This is a genomic window from Pseudomonas sp. LP_7_YM (assembly GCF_004364435.1).
GTDB lineage: Bacteria > Pseudomonadota > Gammaproteobacteria > Pseudomonadales > Pseudomonadaceae > Aquipseudomonas.
The window spans coordinates 92,498-109,854 of record NZ_SOCT01000002.1; the positions used below are offsets into that span (position 1 = coordinate 92,498).

Here is a 17,357-nt window from a genome sequence, read left to right on the forward strand (position 1 = left end):
GAGATGAAAAAGCTCATCAGTCTGATCGCGACATTATTGATTCTGGCGCTGGCTATCTGGATCGGCCGCCTGTTGTGGATTCACTACATGGACACCCCGTGGACTCGCGACGGGCGGGTACGTGCCGACGTGATCAACGTTGCCGCCGACGTCAGCGGCATGGTTATCGACGTGCCGGTCAAGGACAACCAGCCGGTCAGGAAGGGCGACCTGTTGATGCAGATCGACCCTGAGCATTACCAATTGGCCGTCAAGCAGGCCGAAGCGATGGTGGCATCGCGCAAGGCGACCTGGGAAATGCGCAAGGTCAACGCCGCGCGCCGCAAGGATATGGACGCCTTGGTGATCTCGGCTGAAAACCGCGAAGACGCCTCCAACGTCGCCAGTTCCGCGCAGGCTGACTACCAGTTGGCGGTGGCGCAACTGGACGCCGCACAACTGAACCTTAAACGCACCAGGGTGCTGGCGGCAGTCGATGGCTACGTGACCAACCTCAACGTGCATCGCGGCGATTACGCACGGATCGGCGAAGCGAAGATGGCGGTGGTCGACAGGAATTCGTTCTGGGTTTATGGCTTCTTCGAGGAAACCAAGCTGCCTCACGTCAGGGTCGGTGATCCGGCGGACATGCAATTGATGAGCGGCGAAGTGATGAAGGGCCATGTCGAAAGCATTGCCCGGGCGATCTACGACCGCGACAACCCGCAAAGCCGCGAGTTGATCGCCGACGTCAACCCGACTTTCAACTGGGTGCGACTGGCCCAGCGCGTGCCGGTACGCATCCACCTGGATGACGTACCGCAAAGCGTGGTGTTGGCGGCGGGCATTACCTGCACGGTCATCGTTAATCCGCAATGATCAACTGTCTTCGGATGGTGGTTTTTTCGCGCCTGCCGACAGTGCAGAGGCTGCTAGCCTGCGGATCTCCTTTATGGCCAGTCCCCGCGCGTAAACCCTGAGCGCGGTGTTGTTGGCGATGAAGTTACCCAAGGCATCGTAGGCGCCCAGGATGGCACCGGGTGGAATGTTGTTGGCGTAGTTGATTTCGGTGGGTTTGAACTTGATTTTTTTCGCTGTGTGGGGATACAGGGCGTTGTGGTGGTTCTGATAGAGGTGGTAACCGTCGAATCTGCGCGCATCAATTACATAGGTATACCCCCCTTTCTGACCGCCATAGACGAAAGCCCCGACGTTTTCCCTGTAGTAGTACGCCGAAGTCGAGATCCCTCTGCCGTCGATGTCCAGCGCATCATGACCTCCGCCGAAACCGCCACGCACTCCCGTGACCTGGTGGATGTCTTTCTGGATCTCTGCCGCGGGCGTTCTTAACTCGAAACCCTTTTCGAAAATCTCCTCCGGCGGGCGCATATCGCCCCGGAACACCTTGCCGCGGTATACAACCAGATCATGACCTTCGACGGTTTTGTTCAGCAGGCGACCGCTTCGGTCCACCAGCCTCTGGGCCTGCTGTGGTCCTCCCGATAATTGCGCGGCCACTTCTGTCTTGATGCGTTTTACCTCGGTCGGTGCGGGCGTAATTCTGTCGTAGCTCGACGCTTTACCGGGGTACAGGCGTGTTCTGTTCAAGTGTTTGAACACCCGAGTGCTGATGTGGGTTTTGTTCACCGTCGAGACCGCCTTACCCAGCAGTTTTTGCGCAAGGGGGCCGGTGATCTCGGCGATGGCGGTATACAGCGCTGACTTGTAATGCGCTTCTGCTTGCTCGGGAATATCGGCGATTGCGCCGCGCACTGCTTCCAGGGCCGCTGAACCCTGCCCGAGCAGAAACGACACCAGCAACCGTGCTGCCAATCCGCCGCCACCGCCAACGGGCAGGGTAGCGACAATGGAAAGTCCTTGCAGAATGGACGCTCCGGCTTCAAGAAACTTATCGGTCAGACGCTCGCTGTCAGTGGAGACCAGCGTGTCGATGTTCGAGAGCATGCGTTTGATTCTGAGCGAGTGCAGTGCTTCAAACACATCGTCATCGGGGCGAAATTGCAATGGAGAGACGCTCGTCACCTGTGGCCCGAAGTAGCTGTTGACGTAGTGCAGCTTCCGGTTGCCATGCAGGATCTGGTTGTACAGGGGCAGGCGTTGCAGGATCAGGCGCCGAAGTCTGGGGGACGATTCTATAAACCAGCGCTTCGTGGCCTGCGCCAGCGGTACGATCGCATCGTCTTCGGTTGCGTCCAGGAAAATCAACAATCCGTCGGAGGACGGATCGGCCTTGAGCCGCAGGTACAACACCTGCGCAACATCGACCTGCCAGGTGCGGCTTCGAAACTGCACACGTTCAAGCCTGGCTTCACCACGACCATAAGCGTGTGCCAAGTGCCGATAGACCTGGGGTGCATCTGCGCGATTTGCATACTGTTCCAGACGATTCTGCACTTCGACCATTGACTGCAGCTTCAACATGAACCTGGCATCCGCGGTGCTCAAGCGTCGTTCGACATCGGCCTGATAGTTCGCCTGCAGGTTCGCCGACTCCAGTTTTGCGATCAGGTCTTGCGGGAACTCGGCAGGCCAGTCGATCTGTACCTGGTGATGGTCGTCGAGCAGGCGCCGGTAGCTGTCGGTGACGATTTCGTCGAGCCTGAGTTTCTGTGTTTCCCTGGGACCGAGAAAGGTGCTGGCATCAATTAGCCCGCTGGTTGCAGCAGGCCGATGCCGAAAGCTGACATCGATTGAGGTTAGTGCGTCGATGCGGTTCTTGAGCTCGTCTGACGCGCTCGAGTCGTCCACCATCTGACGTATCGAATCATTGATGTACAGCACTGGGTCCAGCAGATTCGGGTCATAGACATTGTCGAACAGCGCGATCATGTCGTTCGTGACGCGGTCCAGCTCATGCTCGGTGAGGCGTAAGGCGTTCGCGGACAGTTCATCGTCGGGTTCGGCTGCGGGGGCTGTGCCGCTGCTTGGGTTGAGTTCGCCTATTTCGATGCCTTCTGCCGTGAACCCTGACGACTCTTGAACAGGAGGCATGCCAAATTCAGGCAGATCCTGGGACCTGCCTTCGTCGCCAAGATGAAAATCGTCATCGTAAAACGCTGGGTATTCGCTCATGGTGTCTTCCTTGACAGTGGATGGGCTCGCTGAAGAGCCTTCGGTTTAGCCGTGTGCAGGCTGAGTCAGGAAGTATTGGGTGAGGGCAGGCAAATTGCTGTAGCCAGATTCTTTAGGTGTGCGCGAAAAGGCATCAATATGGAGCAGTTACGTCGGCTGGATGGCGCAGGCGTTTCGCCGCTCGGTCAGTAATTAATTACAGCAGCCCGTGAAGCTTGAACCGTTTGCTCAAAATCCTCTCCAGCAATGCCTTGGGCAGCAGCCTTGCCATCAAGGGCAATGCGCGGCAGCCGGTGCCGGAACGCAGCAAGCGAGGAGGCCTGGCTTTTTGCACCGCATTGAGCACATCGCGGGCAATGTCGCCGGCCGGAGTCGGGTGGGTCTGCGAAGCGTTCGCCCGGGCGCGGATGCCTTCACGTAACGGCCACCACGGCGAGTTCTCGTTAATTACCTGCTCGGCTTCGTACCTGGCGTTTTTCGCAAACCGGGTATCGACGGCACCGGGTTGTACTTCCATCACGCGCATGCCGAAGGGGGCCAGCTCCATGCGTAGTGCATCACTCAAGGCACTGACCGCCGCTTTCGACGCGCAATAAGCGCCGCCGAACGGTGTGGTCAGTACGCCGGAAACGCTGCCCATGTTGACCACCAGACCCTTGTTACGGCGCAGCAATGGAAACATTGCACCCGTAACACCGACGACGGAAAACACGTTGGTCTCGAACTGCCTGCGCATCGCCTCCACGCCGCCATCGAGCAGTGGGCCGATGCCGCCGTAGCCGGCATTGTTGATCAGCACGTCCAGCCCTTTGCCATGTTGCTCCAGCTGAGCAGCGAGCCGGTCGAGTGCTGCACGATTGTTCACATCCAGTTCCACCGCCCGGAAACCGGCTGCTGCCAACGTCTCGACGTCGGCAGTCTTGCGCGCCGTGGCCCAGACTTCGTGACCCGCAGCCTTGAAGGCATCCGCCAGGGCGCAGCCAATACCGCTGGAGCAACCGGTGATCAGAACAACAGACATGGTGGTTCATTCCTTGAGGGAGAGGGCGCGTCAGTCGGAGAAATTGCCTTGCAGACCTTCGGCACGGAACTCCAGCGTTTGCGGGCGATAACCGGCCCGCAGGGGAGGCAGCGGCAGGCAGTCCTGCCACTGGCTGCCCGGTAGCAATTCGCCCGGGCCTCGATAGCGCGGCGCCGCGTAGGTGTCTTCTGCGAGGTTGACCGTATCCCCGGGAGCATAGGCCGCGACTTTCCAACGCAACTCGCGCAGAGGCACATCGTTGCCGTTATCGATCAGGACCAGCAGAGGTCGCCCGGTCGGGCATTTTTCCGGCGCGTAGTTCAAACGTGGCTGAAGGCGCTCCAGTCGCTGTGCATCGCGCTTGTCCTGCCAGATCACCATGCCGGCGACAATTCCCAGGCCTGCTGCGGCAGCCAGAGACACCGGCAGGGCTTTGGCGGGATAGCGCAGCAGAAGGATCAGCCAGGTGAAGATCAGTACGGCGCCAATGATCATGTCTTCAGACTCAGGGATGCGGATGCGGCATCGTACCGAAAGGCATGCGATTGACCAAATGCTCGGCGCTGCAAGGCAGCGTCCGGGTCTGGCGCTGAACGCAAACCGCAGAGATCTGCAGTGGTCTGTATCGACGTCTCGCGAACAGCTACGCTCCAGGGCTTCTTGGCGGCGTGGCCATGTTGGCTTCTTTAAGCAGGATTCGAGCGAAAAAAAGCCCCGCCCACCCCCTGCGGATGGGGAACGCAGAGGGTGGGCGAGGCAGCGTAACGGATGCCGTTACGGTTGAATCAACGGGCGATGGTCTGGGTTTTCACGCCGGCTTCGATGCCTTGAGTGGAGCGGCCATAGACGTCTTCGAAGCGTTCGATGTCATCTTCGCCCAGGTAGCTGCCCGACTGTACTTCGATGATTTCCAGCGGGATCTTGCCCGGATTGCGCAGGCGATGCACCGAGGCGATCGGGATGTAGGTTGACTGGTTTTCGGTCAGCAGGAATACGTTTTCATCACAGGTGACCTGCGCCGTGCCCGAGACCACGATCCAGTGTTCGGCGCGGTGGTGGTGCATCTGCAGCGACAGGCTGGCGCCCGGCTTGACCGAGATGCGCTTGACCTGAAAACGCCCGCCCATGTCCACCGAGTCGTACGAGCCCCACGGGCGATAGACTTCCAGATGGTTCTGGGTTTCGGTGCGGCCCAGCTCATTGAGCGTGTTGACCATCTGCTTGACGCCCTGAACCTTGTCCTTGTGGGCGATCATCATGGCATCCTTGGTTTCGACCACCACGATGTTGTCCAGACCGATCACGGTGACCAGTTTGCCGTTGCCCTGAATCATGCAGTTGCGGCTGTCCTGGATAACCACATCACCTTTGGTGACGTTGCCGTGTTCGTCCTTCTGATTCACGTCCCACAGCGAAGACCAGCAACCCACATCGCTCCAGCCGGCGTCCAACGGGACTACGCAGGCGCGTTGGGTTTTTTCCATGACAGCGTAGTCAATGGAATTGTCCGGGCAGCAGGCGAAGCTGGCGTCATCCAGTTCGATGTTGTCGTCTTCACGCTTGCTGCGTTCCAGGGTCAACAGGCAGTTATCGTAGATGTCCGGGTCGTGCTTTTTCAGCTCTTCCAGATAACGGCTGGCGCGGAACAGGAACATGCCGCTGTTCCAGTAGTAGCCACCGGCGTCGACGAATTCGTTGGCGCGTTTTTCGTCCGGTTTTTCGACGAATTGGGCCACGCGGCTGACGCCTTCTGGCAGCAAGGCATCGGCGGTGGATTTGATGTAGCCGTAGCCGGTTTCCGGTTTGGTCGCAGGTACGCCGAACAGCACCATCTCGCCACGTTCGGCGGCGACGGTGGCCAATGCCAGCGCGCGTTGCAGGGATTTCTGGTCGTCGATCACGTGGTCGGCCGGCAGCACCAGCATCAGCTCGTCACGGCCTTCGTTGGTCAGCATCATGGCGGTAATGGCCACGGCAGGCGCTGTGTTGCGACCGAACGGCTCCATGATGATGGCCTGCGTCTCCAGGTTCAACGCATCGAGCTGCTCGCCGACGATGAAACGGTGATCCTTGTTGCACACCACGACCGGGTGTTGCATGCCTTCGAACTGCAGGCGTTCGAGGGTCTGCTGAAAGAGGGTATGTTCGCCGGTCAGTGCCAGGAACTGTTTTGGAAACTGTTTGCGCGAAAGAGGCCAGAGTCGGGAACCGCTGCCACCTGACAAGATCACTGGAATCATTTTTCATTCTCCAAATAGCAATAGCGTTTGAATGGGCTAGACGTCGGTTGTTCTGTCGTTTCGTCTGTCTTGTTGTTGTCTGGCTGCGGCCGGTGCCTGACGGCGTGCTGCTGCGCATCACCGGGCACCGACTGCATGGAGCAACCTGTGAGAGCGAGTGCTCCCACAGGGGATTCATGTCGGCTTACCGGGTCGAAGCCGCAGGCTTGACCCAGACTGGCGACAGGTTGCTGCCGGAGCCAGTGACGTACAGCACGGCCGCTTCACCGCGCTCCAGTGCCACAGGCTTCAAGTCGCTGACCTTCTTGTCGCCATCGAAAAGGGCGAGGCTGACCTTCACCGGGTTGATTTCACGCTCGCCGGTACCCTTGGAGGCCACGGCCTTGACCACGTCGGTCTTGCCGTCTGCAGTTTTCAGGGTCAGTGGCTTGTCACTCAGGTTCTGTACGCGAACCAGGGATTTCTGCTTGTTCTTGAACGGCGGCTCTTCAACCAGTTGCGGCGCGCCGGAGGTGTTGTTGACGATGGTGTAGTAATGATCGCTGGCCAGTTTTACCGGCAAGGTGTTGCTGCCGATCTTGGCGCTGTAGTCGCCCTGCGGCATGAAGCTGAAGTCACTGCTGGCCAGCGGGCCGACTTCGTTGAGGCTGGTGTTGCCGACACTTGCGCTGACTTCGGCGTTGCTGGCGTTGTAGACACGCACGAAGGTCGAGCCTTTGGGGGCGGTCGGGCCGTACAGCGCGGCGTCGCCACCGGCGAAAGCCGAGAGGGAGACAAAGCCCAGGCTTGCGGCCAGGATGCAGGTTTTGAGCAGGCTGCGTTGGGTTTTATGGGCAGTCATGCAAGTAGGGTTCTGTAAGGTCATTTTGCGTAGTCCTCTCAGTTTTGCGCCCGTTTGGGCGACTCGGAGTTGTTGGCGTTCTGGGCCAGATTTTGTTGGGGGTCACGAGCCTTCTTGAGTTCGGCGATCCAGTTCGGATCGAACTCGGTCAGGTCGTTGTGAGCGGGCAGGTAGCGTTCCGGGAACTCCCATATGAGCACCTGCGGTGGGCTGCTCTTGAAGGCGTCGGTCTGCAGATACTTGAGCATCGGCAGAATCGGGCCATGGCCGTCTTCGGCGTAATTCACCACGTCGCTGTGCAGCGCTTGTTTGAGCGCGCCTGCGAAGTTCCAGTTGGGGTTGGCGCTGTAGCTGGTGCCGACCAGACCCACCGCTACCGAGGTGTCCGCGAACAGCGCGTCTCCCCCGTCACCCTCGATCTGGGCCGGGTTGGTGCTGCGTTGTTGCAGGTCGTCCGGCTTTGGCAGCAGGTTGCTGAACAATGGATCGAGCGGCAGGAAGTTGGTCAGGTCGCCCTTGTACGGCGCGCTGGGTTTGGCTTCGGTGACGAAGGTCTGTGGATCGCCACTGAGTGGGGTCTTTTGCGAGATCGCTTCGCCCAATTGCTCGGCCACGACTTCGGCACCCATCGGCGTCCAGTGGGTGTCGGTGCGCAGGAACACCTGTCCTTTTTCCTTGGCGCTTTGCAGCGGCGCCAGCAGGTCAGGGGCGAAGATGCCGGCCTGACTGACCTGGGCGTGGAACTGTTGATACAGGTCGGTGTGCAGGGCAGCAGGTTTGTTTTCACCAACATGCTCAGGGTACAGACGGGTCTTGGCCGGAACGATCGCCAGCACCAGTTGCGTGCCCTGTTTTTTCAGGGTGTCGCGCACGCCCTGGATGATCGCCAGGTTGTCCGCTTCGTTCTGCTCGCCATTGGCAACGGCATCGAATTCCTCGTCGGTGTACAGCCACTGGTCCTTGCCCAGTACCACGCCTGGACGACCTTCGTTGAACACCTTGTAGTCCAGCGCAGCCCAGAGATTGGTCCCCAGACGCTTGATCGGGAACTCCTCGTCGTAGCGGGTTTCCACAGCCTTGGTCCAGTGACCGTTGAGTACCGTGGTTTCCTTCGACGTCGAGAAACCGACGAAGCTGCGCAGCGACCACAGGCCCAGCCCCAGCAGAATCGCCAGGAACAGGAAGATGTAGAGGAAACGTAATGAACGGGTCATGTCAGGCTCCTCAGAACTGGAAGTACAGGAACGGCGAGAAACTGGCCGCCGAGAGTTTGAGAATCGAGGCAACGAACATCAGCAGGATCAGGGCGCGCATGACGTAGCGCGACCAATCGGCGGTCCAGTAGGCAGGCTGGACCTGCGCTTCGGTGCCGACGATGTAACCCGGTTGATGAATGCTGCCTGGCGTATCGCCCGGAACCGCCTTGATCAGACCTGGCTCGGCAGAGGCAGGGCCGTCGGTTTGAGCAGGCCGATCACTTTTAGGCTTGGCCGGTGCGCGGTTCTTGTAGAAGTCGCGCAGACCGAAGAATGCCAGCGTTATGTAGGCCACGATCAGGGTTGCCACTTGCAGCCCGGTCACGCTGGCGCGATTCAGATCCGACAGGTGCCATTCGCCGAAGCTGAACATCGCGCCGTACATGCGAGCGGCAACGTGCAGGTTCTCGGAGCGGAAAATCACCCAGCCCATCACCACCAGCAGGAAGGTGAAGGCCCAGCGCACGACATTGAATGTACGAGGGGTGGTGTTGATGCCCAGCGCTTTTTCAATCGCCAGCCACACACCGTGCCAGGCGCCCCACACGATGTAGGTGATGTTCGCGCCGTGCCACAGGCCACCCAGCAGCATGGTCAGAAACAGGTTGCGGTACGTCGCCACCTTGCCGCCACGGTTGCCGCCCAGGGTGATGTACAGGTAGTCACGTAACCAGGTCGACAGGCTGATGTGCCAGCGACGCCAGAACTCGGTAATCGACTGGCTGACGTACGGCTGCTTGAAGTTTTCCATGAAGCGGAAACCCATCATCAAGCCCAGGCCGATGGCCATGTCGCTGTAGCCGGAGAAGTCGAAGTACAACTGCGCGGTATAGGCCAAAGCCCCCAGCCAGGCGTCGCCGGTGGTCGGGTGCTGCAGGGCGAAACAATGGTCGGCCAGCACCGCCAGGGTATCGGCAATGAACACCTTCTTGATGAAGCCCTGCATGAACCGCGTGATGCCCTCGGAGAACTTGTCCAGGGTATGCGTGCGGTTGTTGAACTGGTCGGCCAGGTCGCGAAAGCGCAGGACCGGGCCGGCAATCAGGTGAGGGAAGATCGCCACGAACGCCGCAAAATCGATCAGGTTGCGGGTCGCGGGGGTATCGCCGCGATACACGTCGATGATGTAGCTGATGGATTCGAAGATGTAGAACGAGATCCCGATCGGCAACAGCACATGAGTGAGGATGAACGGCTCAAGACCGAACGAAGTCATGATCGCGTTGATGCTGTCCACGCCGAAATTGGCATATTTGAAATAGCCCAGGATGCACAGATCGACTGCGACACCGAGCAACAGCCAGCGCTGCGCGGGTTGGGTCCTAACCCCGGCTCTACCTACGCGCAGGCCGATCCAGTAGTTCCACAAGGTCACACCTGCGAACAGCGCCAGGAAATCCACTCGCCACCACGCATAGAACACGTAGCTGGCCACCAGCAGCAGCAGGTTGCGATAGCGTTGCCCACTCAGGTAGTACAAGCCGAGAAACACCGGCAAGAACAGGAACAGGAACACGTTGGATGAGAAAACCATCCTTAATCTCTCCGTTTGTCCATCATCAAGGGCCGAAGCCCCCCCAAACCCCCCACGAAAAAATGGAGGGGTGAAACGTTATCGAGCGTCACTACGTGATCGTTACCACGCTCTGCGTGAGAAGGCACACCTTGGTGCTCTGCGCCTACTGATACCGACGCGGAGCATCACCCGATGCGTGCCCACGCAAAGCGTGGGTACGATCATGTCGTTGAATCAAGAGCCGCCCTTGTCACCTTTCTCATGGGTCGGGTCATACGTGCGGGTCATGTCGCCGCCCAATCGGAAGTTCTTGAAGGGCTGCATCCTGTGCTTGTCATTGAGCACGTCCGGGCTGCAGTCGTAGAGCGAGCAGTAGGGTTCCAGCCAGGCGAATTTCATGTCGGTCTTAAGATCGGTCATGTCCTGCTTCTGGCCGTCGCGGGCCTGGAACTCGTTACCTGAATCCTTGACCCCGGCCAGCACCCGGTCACCCAGACGCTTCAATGCGCCGTTGTTTTCCGGACGCAAATCCACACCATTGGCCTGGGCGAAACTGGCGATCATTGCCAGTGGCGGCAGGGCGTAGTTGTGGTACGCCAACGCGCGTTGTTTGCGCTTGAGTTCGTTTGGCAGGAAGCCCTGCGGATCGATCTGATTGGCCGCTACCTTGAACTCCTTCACCGACCAGTCGAACAGGTCGTGACGGTTGGTCGCTACGGCGGTGGACATCACCGACCAGGCCGCCCAATACGAGTGGTTGTTGGTCTTGTCCATCGGCAGGTTGTTCCAGTCGCTGACCACCTGGTCGGCGAGCTTGCTGAACCAGGCCTCAATCACTTGCGAATCCTGCTGACGAGTGGCCAACGGGTGCGATTCGGAGAATTTCAGGCGCAGGTAAGACGAGGACATGCTGCCCAGTGCCCATTTGCGCATCGACTTGCCGGTGTGGTTGAAGTCTTTGGACTCCAGCGCGTCGGCCTTGGCCCAGGTGGTGAGCATGCCCAGTGCACAATCGAGCTGTTCGGGACGACCGTCACGCATGTACTGCATCACCACTTTGCTGGTGTTGCGCTCCATGGTGGTGATGTCCTTGGTGGTGTCACGGAAGGCTTGATCCGAGGCCACGTTCAACGTGGCGCGAGCCTTGTCCGAGCCCTCGTACTTGCTGCGAAATTGCAGCGAGCCGGTGTAGGGCTGCGGCGTGGCATCACAGGTGAACTTGTTCTGGCCGCTCTTGAATTTTTCGACACCTTCGTAATAGCCCTTTGGCGGTACGAGGGTAGACCCGGCGCCGCTGCTGGCGTTGGTGCACGCTGACACAGACAACATGGCCAGAGAGAGCAGGGTGGGTAACATCAGTTTTGGAGTGTGCATAAGAGCCTCATAACCCGGCTTGCGCGGTTTGATGCGCGACATTCGGGAACACGTTGCGTTTGCATACTTTCGCTTCGACCTGCTGTGGCGCAGCGCCCGCTTCAGGGCCCTGCACTTCCAGCGCGAGCAATTGCTGGTCGGCCCAGTCCTTGTCATCGCGCAGTTCGAAGGAGAAGCGCCCGTCGGTTTCAGATGTTTCAGGTTTTTCGATCTTCAGATCTTCATGGCGGCCATTCATGTACCAGAGGCGCGCCTGAAGGGTTTTCACCGAGGTATCGGCGAACTTGATGTCGATCTGATTACTGCCGTTGCGCACATCCTTGATGCCGTTTTTGCCATTGACCAACAGCTCGTTGATGCCTGGCTTGAGCGTGGTGCTGGTGGTCATCAGCGCCGGTTTGCCCTCACACCCGTTGTCCAGCAGCGACATCATCTGGCGATAGATGGTCTCCTGATCCAAGCGGTAGAGAGGCGAGAATTCCCAGATGAGAATTTTCGGAGGGTGTTTCTGGAAGTCGTCGCTGCCCAGGTATTGCAGCATCGACCCTTCAAGGCCGCCGCCCGGGAAGGCGACGTTCAGCACGTCAGCACCAATGTATTCCTGCAAAAAGCCGGCAAAGTTGTAGTTCTTGCCGCTGTGACTGGTACCGACCAGCGTGATTTCCGGGTTGCCGGAGTCATCGAACAGATCGCCATCGCCTGCTTCGCCTTTAGGTTCGGTCTCGAACTGATCCATGTACTGGATCGCGTAGCTGGTGCCGCACAATTGACCGGCCATATTGTGCAGAGTGCCCTTCTTGCCCATGCGACCTGACAAATGGGTCTCGAATTCGCGCTTGGGGATGCCCGCGTACTCAGGCATTTTCTTCACCGACGCGGCAACGATTTTCGCGGTGCGCTGAGCGCCGTACGGGGTCCAGTGCTGGTCGCCACGGAAGTAGAAGTCGTGCGCCTGCTGCTCGTTGGTCAACGGCGAAAGGTCCGGCACGGTGTAACCCATTTTCGCAAAGCGACCGAGCATGGCCTGGTAGTTGCGCAGGGCGGTGTTGTAGTCGAATTTGTCACGCTCGGCCGGGAACAGCTTGTTGCGGTCGACCAGTCCGCGGGTCGGTTGATACACCACGACCAGCTCGACACCCTTGCTCTTGAATGCATCGTGCAGTTGTTGCATGCGACGGTAGCCTTCGGGCGTCGTATCAAACTCGGTGCGCAGGTCTTCCTTGGTGCGGAACAGCCAGTCGCCCTGAGCCTGGACGAGCGTGGTGAAGTTCTGCTGGTAGCGGCTGACGTAGTTTTTTTCGTCATGCGCTTCAGGGCACAGGCTGCAGCAAGGCTCGGCGGTGAACGTCGGCGCCGCTGCATCGTCCGCACGCGCAGCATTGCTGGCGGCGAACAGTGCGAGGGTCAGGCCCGAGAGGCCGAGCAATTTTGTCAAATGTGCGTGCATAGAAATGGCTTCCTCAGTCCCGGAGTTGTTTCTGGCTTTCGACCGGGTCGATCAACACGGCTTTTTGTTGGCGAACCAGCAGATCGAGGATCTCTTCCTGACGATCGCCGAGTACGCCGTTGAAGCTGATGCCGGTGGTCTTGCTCGGTGCCAGCATCGATACCTTGTACAGCTCGACGCTGAGCGGGGAGTCGATGGACAACGGGCCGGAACCGTTGGAGGTCAGCTCGCCACCGACCATGATCATCGAGACCTCTGCGTCGAATGGGTCGAGCTTGATATTACGATCGGTGTCGGAGAGGTCCTTGATGTGGCCATAGACCCCCATCAAGCCATTACCGATGGCAAGGTTCTCGTACAGTTTGATGTTGGTACTGTTGCGAACCCGGATGCCGTGACGTTTGTTGGCGAACACGCGGTTGCCCCACAGCAGGTTGTCGCCACTTTCATACAGCGTGATGCCGTCACTGTGGTTGCGGTAGGTCTCGTTGTAGGCCACCAGATTGTTCACGCTGTTACGGTCAAGAACGATGCCCGACAGGTGGTTCTCATAGCTCTTGTTGTTGATGATGAAGCTGTCATTCACCTCACGGGAAACGATGATCCCGTGCTTCTTTTTGGTCCCGCGCACCGTGTTCTCGGCAATGATCAGGCCGTGGGAACGGTCGTGGGGGTCGATGCCGTAAATGATGTTGTCACGGTAGGTGTTGCTCTTGACCACGAAGTCGCGGGTTTCATAGCAGTAGAAGCCGTACCACATGTCCGAGAACTCGGAGTTGACGATCCAGCCGGTCGGTTCCGGGCGGTTCATCTGCGCCTTCATGTTCGGCGTGTACTGGGAAATACTGATGCCGTACGACTTGCTGTTGTTATAGCCAAGGCTTGCGACCTTGGTGTTGAACATGTAGGTCTCGGTACCGCCCCAGGACAGCAGGAAAGGCCGGAACTCCTTCGGCGTCTTGAAGGTGGACGGGCCGTTGGTCTTCTCGCTCCAGCCAGTCAGCCTGGTGTCGGCGATGAACAGCTTGTTGTCATTGACCAGGAACGAACCGGCCTCCTGCGACAGGCGCAGTTCGCTGGTTTTCCTGTCGATTTCGAAGATGCCGTTCTTGGTGACGACGATGGGCAGACGCGCCAGGAATACGCCAGGCGAGGTCTCGCTGAGGTACTGTTTAGGTACTTTTTTTGCCAATTCCTGCAGCGTCATGTAGCCATCTTCGATAAAGATCGCTTGCGGGATTCCGTGTTGACGGGCGACCCATTCGGCCATCTTGTTATCGCCGCCGATGAATTCCTTCAGCGAGTCTTCCTGCATGATGCGTTTGATCGCGACCTTGCCCGGTTTGCTGCGCACGATTTTCTTCTGCATTGCCTGCTGGGTGTAGCCCGACAGGTTCGGCAGTTTTGGCTTGTCCATCATCAACGGCCCGGCTGGCGGGCTGCTGATGGTGTAGGTACTGGTTTGATGCAGACCTTTGACCACGTCCTCGCCAGCGGCCGGTTGCGCGGCGGCGGGGGCGTGCGCAGGGGCTGGACTGTTGGCCATGGCCGCAGTGCTCGCCAGCAGTAAGGCGCTGCTGAACACGGCACTTTCCAGCAAGGCATGGGGCCAGGCCCGGTGACGCAAACTGCTTGCTTGACTGTTCATCTCATTGCACTCCTATCGCGGCTTGCATCAGAAGCGCCAGATGACGTCGACGATGGCGCGGTGCATGTAGTCGTCGACACCGCTGTGGTACGCATCGCCCGGCTTGAACACGCCCGCACGCAGACGAATCAGCGCCGACGGTTCGTCGAAGGACTGGCTGACCGAAGCGGGCAGCAGGCCTTGCTTGAAGTACTTGGTGACGACCAGGTCCATTTCCTGACCCAGGTCCTTGCGGCCGTCTTCCAGCGGCAGGGAGTCCAGACTGCTGACGCCATCGGCATCTACATCCTGGGTGACCGGGTTGAGCCCGGAACCACCGATCCCTGAGTGACCGTCAACGCGGCGGAACTTGTGGTAGATCAGCGAGGCGTCGTACTCATCCTGCATTTGCCAGGAGGCGAACAGCGAGCCGGATTCCACGTTGGCCATTTCGCCCTGGAATGCCTCGCCGAAGCGATGTATCCGTGAGCGGGTACCGGTCCAGTTCGAACGGTTGGTTTCCAGCCCGTTCTGCTCGTAGTTCTTGCTGGCGCGGGAGTAGGCGCCGCCCACTTGCCACATCGGGTCCAGACGAAAACGCAGACCCAGATCGGTGGCCCAGCCATTGACGCTTTCGTTGCTCTTGGTGCCCGCCACGTATTGATCGGCGGTGGTGTCGTAGGTCGTGGCGAGGCGGTCACGATTACCGGTCAGCCAGGTCAGGCTGCCCCAGTAATTGACGGTATTGAGGTTGCGATAGTTGTAGGCGTCGCTGTTGGCCTGAATGCCCAGCCAGGTCAGGTCACCACGTGCCGTCTTGTCCAGATCGTCGATGGCCTGGCCCTGGTGTTTGAAGCTGCCCCCGTCATGGCTGTAGTGAGCACGTACACCCGCCCACTGGCCCGGGGTCCACTGGTAAGCCACATCGCCGAACAGGTGTTGGCGGTCCTTGTCCTGGGCTGACAGCTGGGTGAGGTCCGTGCGGTATTCGCTGAACCGTTGTGCAGCGCCCACTTCTGCCTTGAGCAGCGTGGTGTCGAACATCCAGTTCAGCGCTTCGATGTTGGTGTCGTGCCACTGACCGTCATCGTTGCGCAAACGCTGACGGCCGAATTTCAGGATTTCACCGGGGTAGGGTGTGAAGCCGCTGTAACCGACCCAGAATTCACGCAGGGCCGCATAGCTGTCCTCTACTTCACGACTGCTGGAAGTGCCTTTACTGCGCTGAGAAGTCTGACCATTGGCATCGGTGACTTGCTGGTCCAGCGGGTCGGTCTGGATCGTATCGGTCGCCGTCACCACTTGGCCCATGGCATAAGCGCTCCAGTCGCCCCATTGGCCGAACATCCATGGCCGCAGGTCCAGGCCCACGCCGTTGACCTTGCCGCCACTGCGGGTGCCGAGGTCCGTGTCACCTTCGGTCTGGCCGGTGACTTTCACTTCGATGCCGAAGTTCTGTGTATCGGTCAAGGCTGCCAACGTCGGCGTGGCCCAGATCAGGCTGAAGCCCAGACCGAGCCCGGCCGCCATCAGAGGGTTCAACTTAAGCTTCATAGCGGTGCGTCCTCGCCGTCTTTTTCTTCTTGCAGGGTCTGCAAGGCCAGCGCGTTCTGCGCTGTGGTGCCACGGACCTGCTGTTCACGCTGGAGAAGACTCTGCGCCTGGGCATGCTTCTCGGGCGGCAGTTGATCGTTGAGTTGCTGCATCAGATCCGCCGCCTGCGGGGTTCCCTGAACCTGCGCCAACTGGCCGAAGACCCAGGCATTGACCGGATCGGGCTTAATGCCTTTGCCTTGCGAGAACAACTGCGCGAGGGCAAAGTCGGCACTGTTCTGGCCGCCGCGTGCAGCGGTCAGCAACTCGTCGACGGCTTTCTGTGCATCCGGGTGGCCAAGGTAGCCACGGCGGTACAGCTGGCCCAGGTAGTAGTGCGCGGAGATCTGCGTCGGAGCAGCCTTGGTCAGATGATCTTCGGCTTTCTTCGCATCCGGCAGCACCAGCTTGCCTTCGTAATACAGCCTGCCCAGCAGCAGCTCGGCGCGCGGCTGGTCTGCGGCGCGACCGTTGTCCAGGTATCCCATCATCTTGTTGACGTCACCCAGCTCGGGATAGTCGTACAGCAGTTGCGCCAGACTCACCCAGGAAGCGGGGTAGCCAGGGGCGACTTTCTCCAGCAATTGCTGAGCGGTCTTCTCGTCGGGCTTGCCGAGGGTCGCGTCCGCCAGCACACGAGCGACGCTGTCGACCCGCATGGCCGGGACGCTGCCGCTGGCATAACCTTTTTGCATCTGTTCGAGCAGCGCAGCCTGCTTGTTGGCTTCTGCGCGCTTCTGGTAAACCGTGGCCAGTTCCGTGTAGCAAACGTCACTGGTGCGCAGGGCTTGTTTGCAGATGCTTTCGACGTCAGCCAGATGCTGGTCGTAGGTGCCTTGCGTGCGATACAGCACCACCTGCGCAAGACCGGCTTCCGGGTAACCCTGAGCACGCCAGTCGTTGATCTGCTGCTGCGCATTCACGTTGGGGAACGTGTGCGGGTATTGCAGATAAAGCATCGCCAGCGGAATCAGGGTGCCGGCTTCGCCATTGGCAAAGGCTTTCTTCAGCAGGCCCTCGGCTTCGCGCTGTTCGGCTTCGGTGGAGTCGGGTTTGACGGCCAGCAGCTTGCCCAGGCGCGATTGCGCCCGAGGCGAAGTCTGGGCTGCCGCGCGGTAAGTCGCTTCGGCCTGCTTGATCAACTCCGGGTCGCGGGTGCCAACCTGGATGTCCGCAAGACCCACCTGTGCATCGCTATAACCCAGGTCCGCCAGTTGCCGATAGTTCTGCTCTGCCAGCGCGGTATCGCCGCGTTGCAGGGCCTCATTGGCCAGGCGTTGGTCGGGCAGGCCGGCACAGCCGCCGAGACCGATTGCGATCGCCAGGCTCAACAACGTAGGGGCTGACAAGCTTCGTAGTGGGCTAGCCAT

The 17,357-nt window shown here is 59.4% G+C and carries 13 protein-coding genes; 1 reads left to right on the top strand and 12 read right to left on the bottom strand.

Annotation, left to right across the window (positions count from 1 at the left end; genetic code table 11):
* Positions 1–3 precede the first annotated feature (3 nt).
* Positions 4–858: an HlyD family secretion protein gene (locus tag EC915_RS05470; RefSeq protein WP_133749523.1), complete on the top strand. Its 855-nt coding sequence runs from the start codon at positions 4–6 to the stop codon at positions 856–858.
* On the opposite strand, the gene EC915_RS05475 is transcribed toward EC915_RS05470, so the two are convergent.
* The 12 genes from EC915_RS05475 to algK form a co-directional block, all read right to left on the bottom strand.
* Positions 859–3,072, bottom strand: a complete 2,214-nt coding sequence (locus EC915_RS05475; RefSeq protein ID WP_133749524.1) for a hypothetical protein — start codon at positions 3,070–3,072, stop codon at positions 859–861.
* 196 nt (positions 3,073–3,268) lie between these two features.
* Positions 3,269–4,093: an SDR family oxidoreductase gene (locus EC915_RS05480; protein WP_133749525.1), complete on the bottom strand. Its 825-nt coding sequence runs from the start codon at positions 4,091–4,093 to the stop codon at positions 3,269–3,271.
* Positions 4,094–4,123: 30 nt separating this feature from the next.
* Positions 4,124–4,588 carry a multidrug transporter gene (locus EC915_RS05485; protein ID WP_133749526.1) on the bottom strand — a complete coding sequence of 155 codons (465 nt, stop codon included), beginning with the start codon at positions 4,586–4,588 and terminating at the stop codon, positions 4,124–4,126.
* Between the two features lie 290 nt (positions 4,589–4,878).
* Entirely contained in the window at positions 4,879–6,333 is a 1,455-nt protein-coding gene (locus EC915_RS05490) for a mannose-1-phosphate guanylyltransferase/mannose-6-phosphate isomerase (protein ID WP_133749527.1), read from the bottom strand.
* Between the two features lie 184 nt (positions 6,334–6,517).
* Entirely contained in the window at positions 6,518–7,174 is a 657-nt protein-coding gene (locus EC915_RS05495; RefSeq protein ID WP_133749528.1) for an alginate O-acetyltransferase AlgF, read from the bottom strand.
* 38 nt (positions 7,175–7,212) lie between these two features.
* Complete coding sequence (locus tag EC915_RS05500) at positions 7,213–8,388, bottom strand: alginate O-acetyltransferase (RefSeq protein ID WP_133749529.1); 1,176 nt, start codon at positions 8,386–8,388, stop codon at positions 7,213–7,215.
* Between the two features lie 10 nt (positions 8,389–8,398).
* A complete protein-coding gene (locus EC915_RS05505) occupies positions 8,399–9,964 on the bottom strand; it encodes an MBOAT family protein (protein WP_133749530.1) in 1,566 nt (521 codons plus the stop codon).
* A 216-nt stretch (positions 9,965–10,180) separates the two neighbouring features.
* Positions 10,181–11,320, bottom strand: coding sequence for a mannuronate-specific alginate lyase (locus tag EC915_RS05510; RefSeq protein ID WP_133749531.1), 1,140 nt, complete (start codon positions 11,318–11,320; stop codon positions 10,181–10,183).
* A 7-nt stretch (positions 11,321–11,327) separates the two neighbouring features.
* On the bottom strand, positions 11,328–12,767 hold the full coding sequence (locus EC915_RS05515; protein ID WP_133749532.1) for an alginate O-acetyltransferase: 1,440 nt from the start codon (positions 12,765–12,767) through the stop codon (positions 11,328–11,330).
* Between the two features lie 13 nt (positions 12,768–12,780).
* Positions 12,781–14,415, bottom strand: a complete 1,635-nt coding sequence (gene algG, locus EC915_RS05520; RefSeq protein ID WP_133749533.1) for a mannuronan 5-epimerase AlgG — start codon at positions 14,413–14,415, stop codon at positions 12,781–12,783.
* Between the two features lie 27 nt (positions 14,416–14,442).
* Positions 14,443–15,948 (bottom strand): alginate export family protein, encoded by a 1,506-nt coding sequence (locus EC915_RS05525; RefSeq protein WP_133749534.1) that lies wholly within the window; start codon positions 15,946–15,948, stop codon positions 14,443–14,445.
* Positions 15,945–17,357, bottom strand: coding sequence for an alginate biosynthesis TPR repeat lipoprotein AlgK (gene algK, locus EC915_RS05530; protein WP_133749535.1), 1,413 nt, complete (start codon positions 17,355–17,357; stop codon positions 15,945–15,947). The genes EC915_RS05525 and algK overlap by 4 nt, the downstream gene beginning before the upstream one ends.

Excerpts from the sequence above, each read along its gene's own strand:
- EC915_RS05470 (WP_133749523.1), top strand. The coding sequence starts at position 4 with ATGAAAAAGCTCATCAGTCTGATCGCGACATTATTGATTCTGGCGCTG.
- EC915_RS05475 (WP_133749524.1), bottom strand. The coding sequence starts at position 3,072 with ATGAGCGAATACCCAGCGTTTTACGATGACGATTTTCATCTTGGCGAC.
- EC915_RS05480 (WP_133749525.1), bottom strand. The coding sequence starts at position 4,093 with ATGTCTGTTGTTCTGATCACCGGTTGCTCCAGCGGTATTGGCTGCGCC.
- EC915_RS05485 (WP_133749526.1), bottom strand. The coding sequence starts at position 4,588 with ATGATCATTGGCGCCGTACTGATCTTCACCTGGCTGATCCTTCTGCTG.
- EC915_RS05490 (WP_133749527.1), bottom strand. The coding sequence starts at position 6,333 with ATGATTCCAGTGATCTTGTCAGGTGGCAGCGGTTCCCGACTCTGGCCT.
- EC915_RS05495 (WP_133749528.1), bottom strand. The coding sequence starts at position 7,174 with ATGACTGCCCATAAAACCCAACGCAGCCTGCTCAAAACCTGCATCCTG.
- EC915_RS05500 (WP_133749529.1), bottom strand. The coding sequence starts at position 8,388 with ATGACCCGTTCATTACGTTTCCTCTACATCTTCCTGTTCCTGGCGATT.
- EC915_RS05505 (WP_133749530.1), bottom strand. The coding sequence starts at position 9,964 with ATGGTTTTCTCATCCAACGTGTTCCTGTTCCTGTTCTTGCCGGTGTTT.
- EC915_RS05510 (WP_133749531.1), bottom strand. The coding sequence starts at position 11,320 with ATGCACACTCCAAAACTGATGTTACCCACCCTGCTCTCTCTGGCCATG.
- EC915_RS05515 (WP_133749532.1), bottom strand. The coding sequence starts at position 12,767 with ATGCACGCACATTTGACAAAATTGCTCGGCCTCTCGGGCCTGACCCTC.
- algG (WP_133749533.1), bottom strand. The coding sequence starts at position 14,415 with ATGAACAGTCAAGCAAGCAGTTTGCGTCACCGGGCCTGGCCCCATGCC.
- EC915_RS05525 (WP_133749534.1), bottom strand. The coding sequence starts at position 15,948 with ATGAAGCTTAAGTTGAACCCTCTGATGGCGGCCGGGCTCGGTCTGGGC.
- algK (WP_133749535.1), bottom strand. The coding sequence starts at position 17,357 with ATGGCTAGCCCACTACGAAGCTTGTCAGCCCCTACGTTGTTGAGCCTG.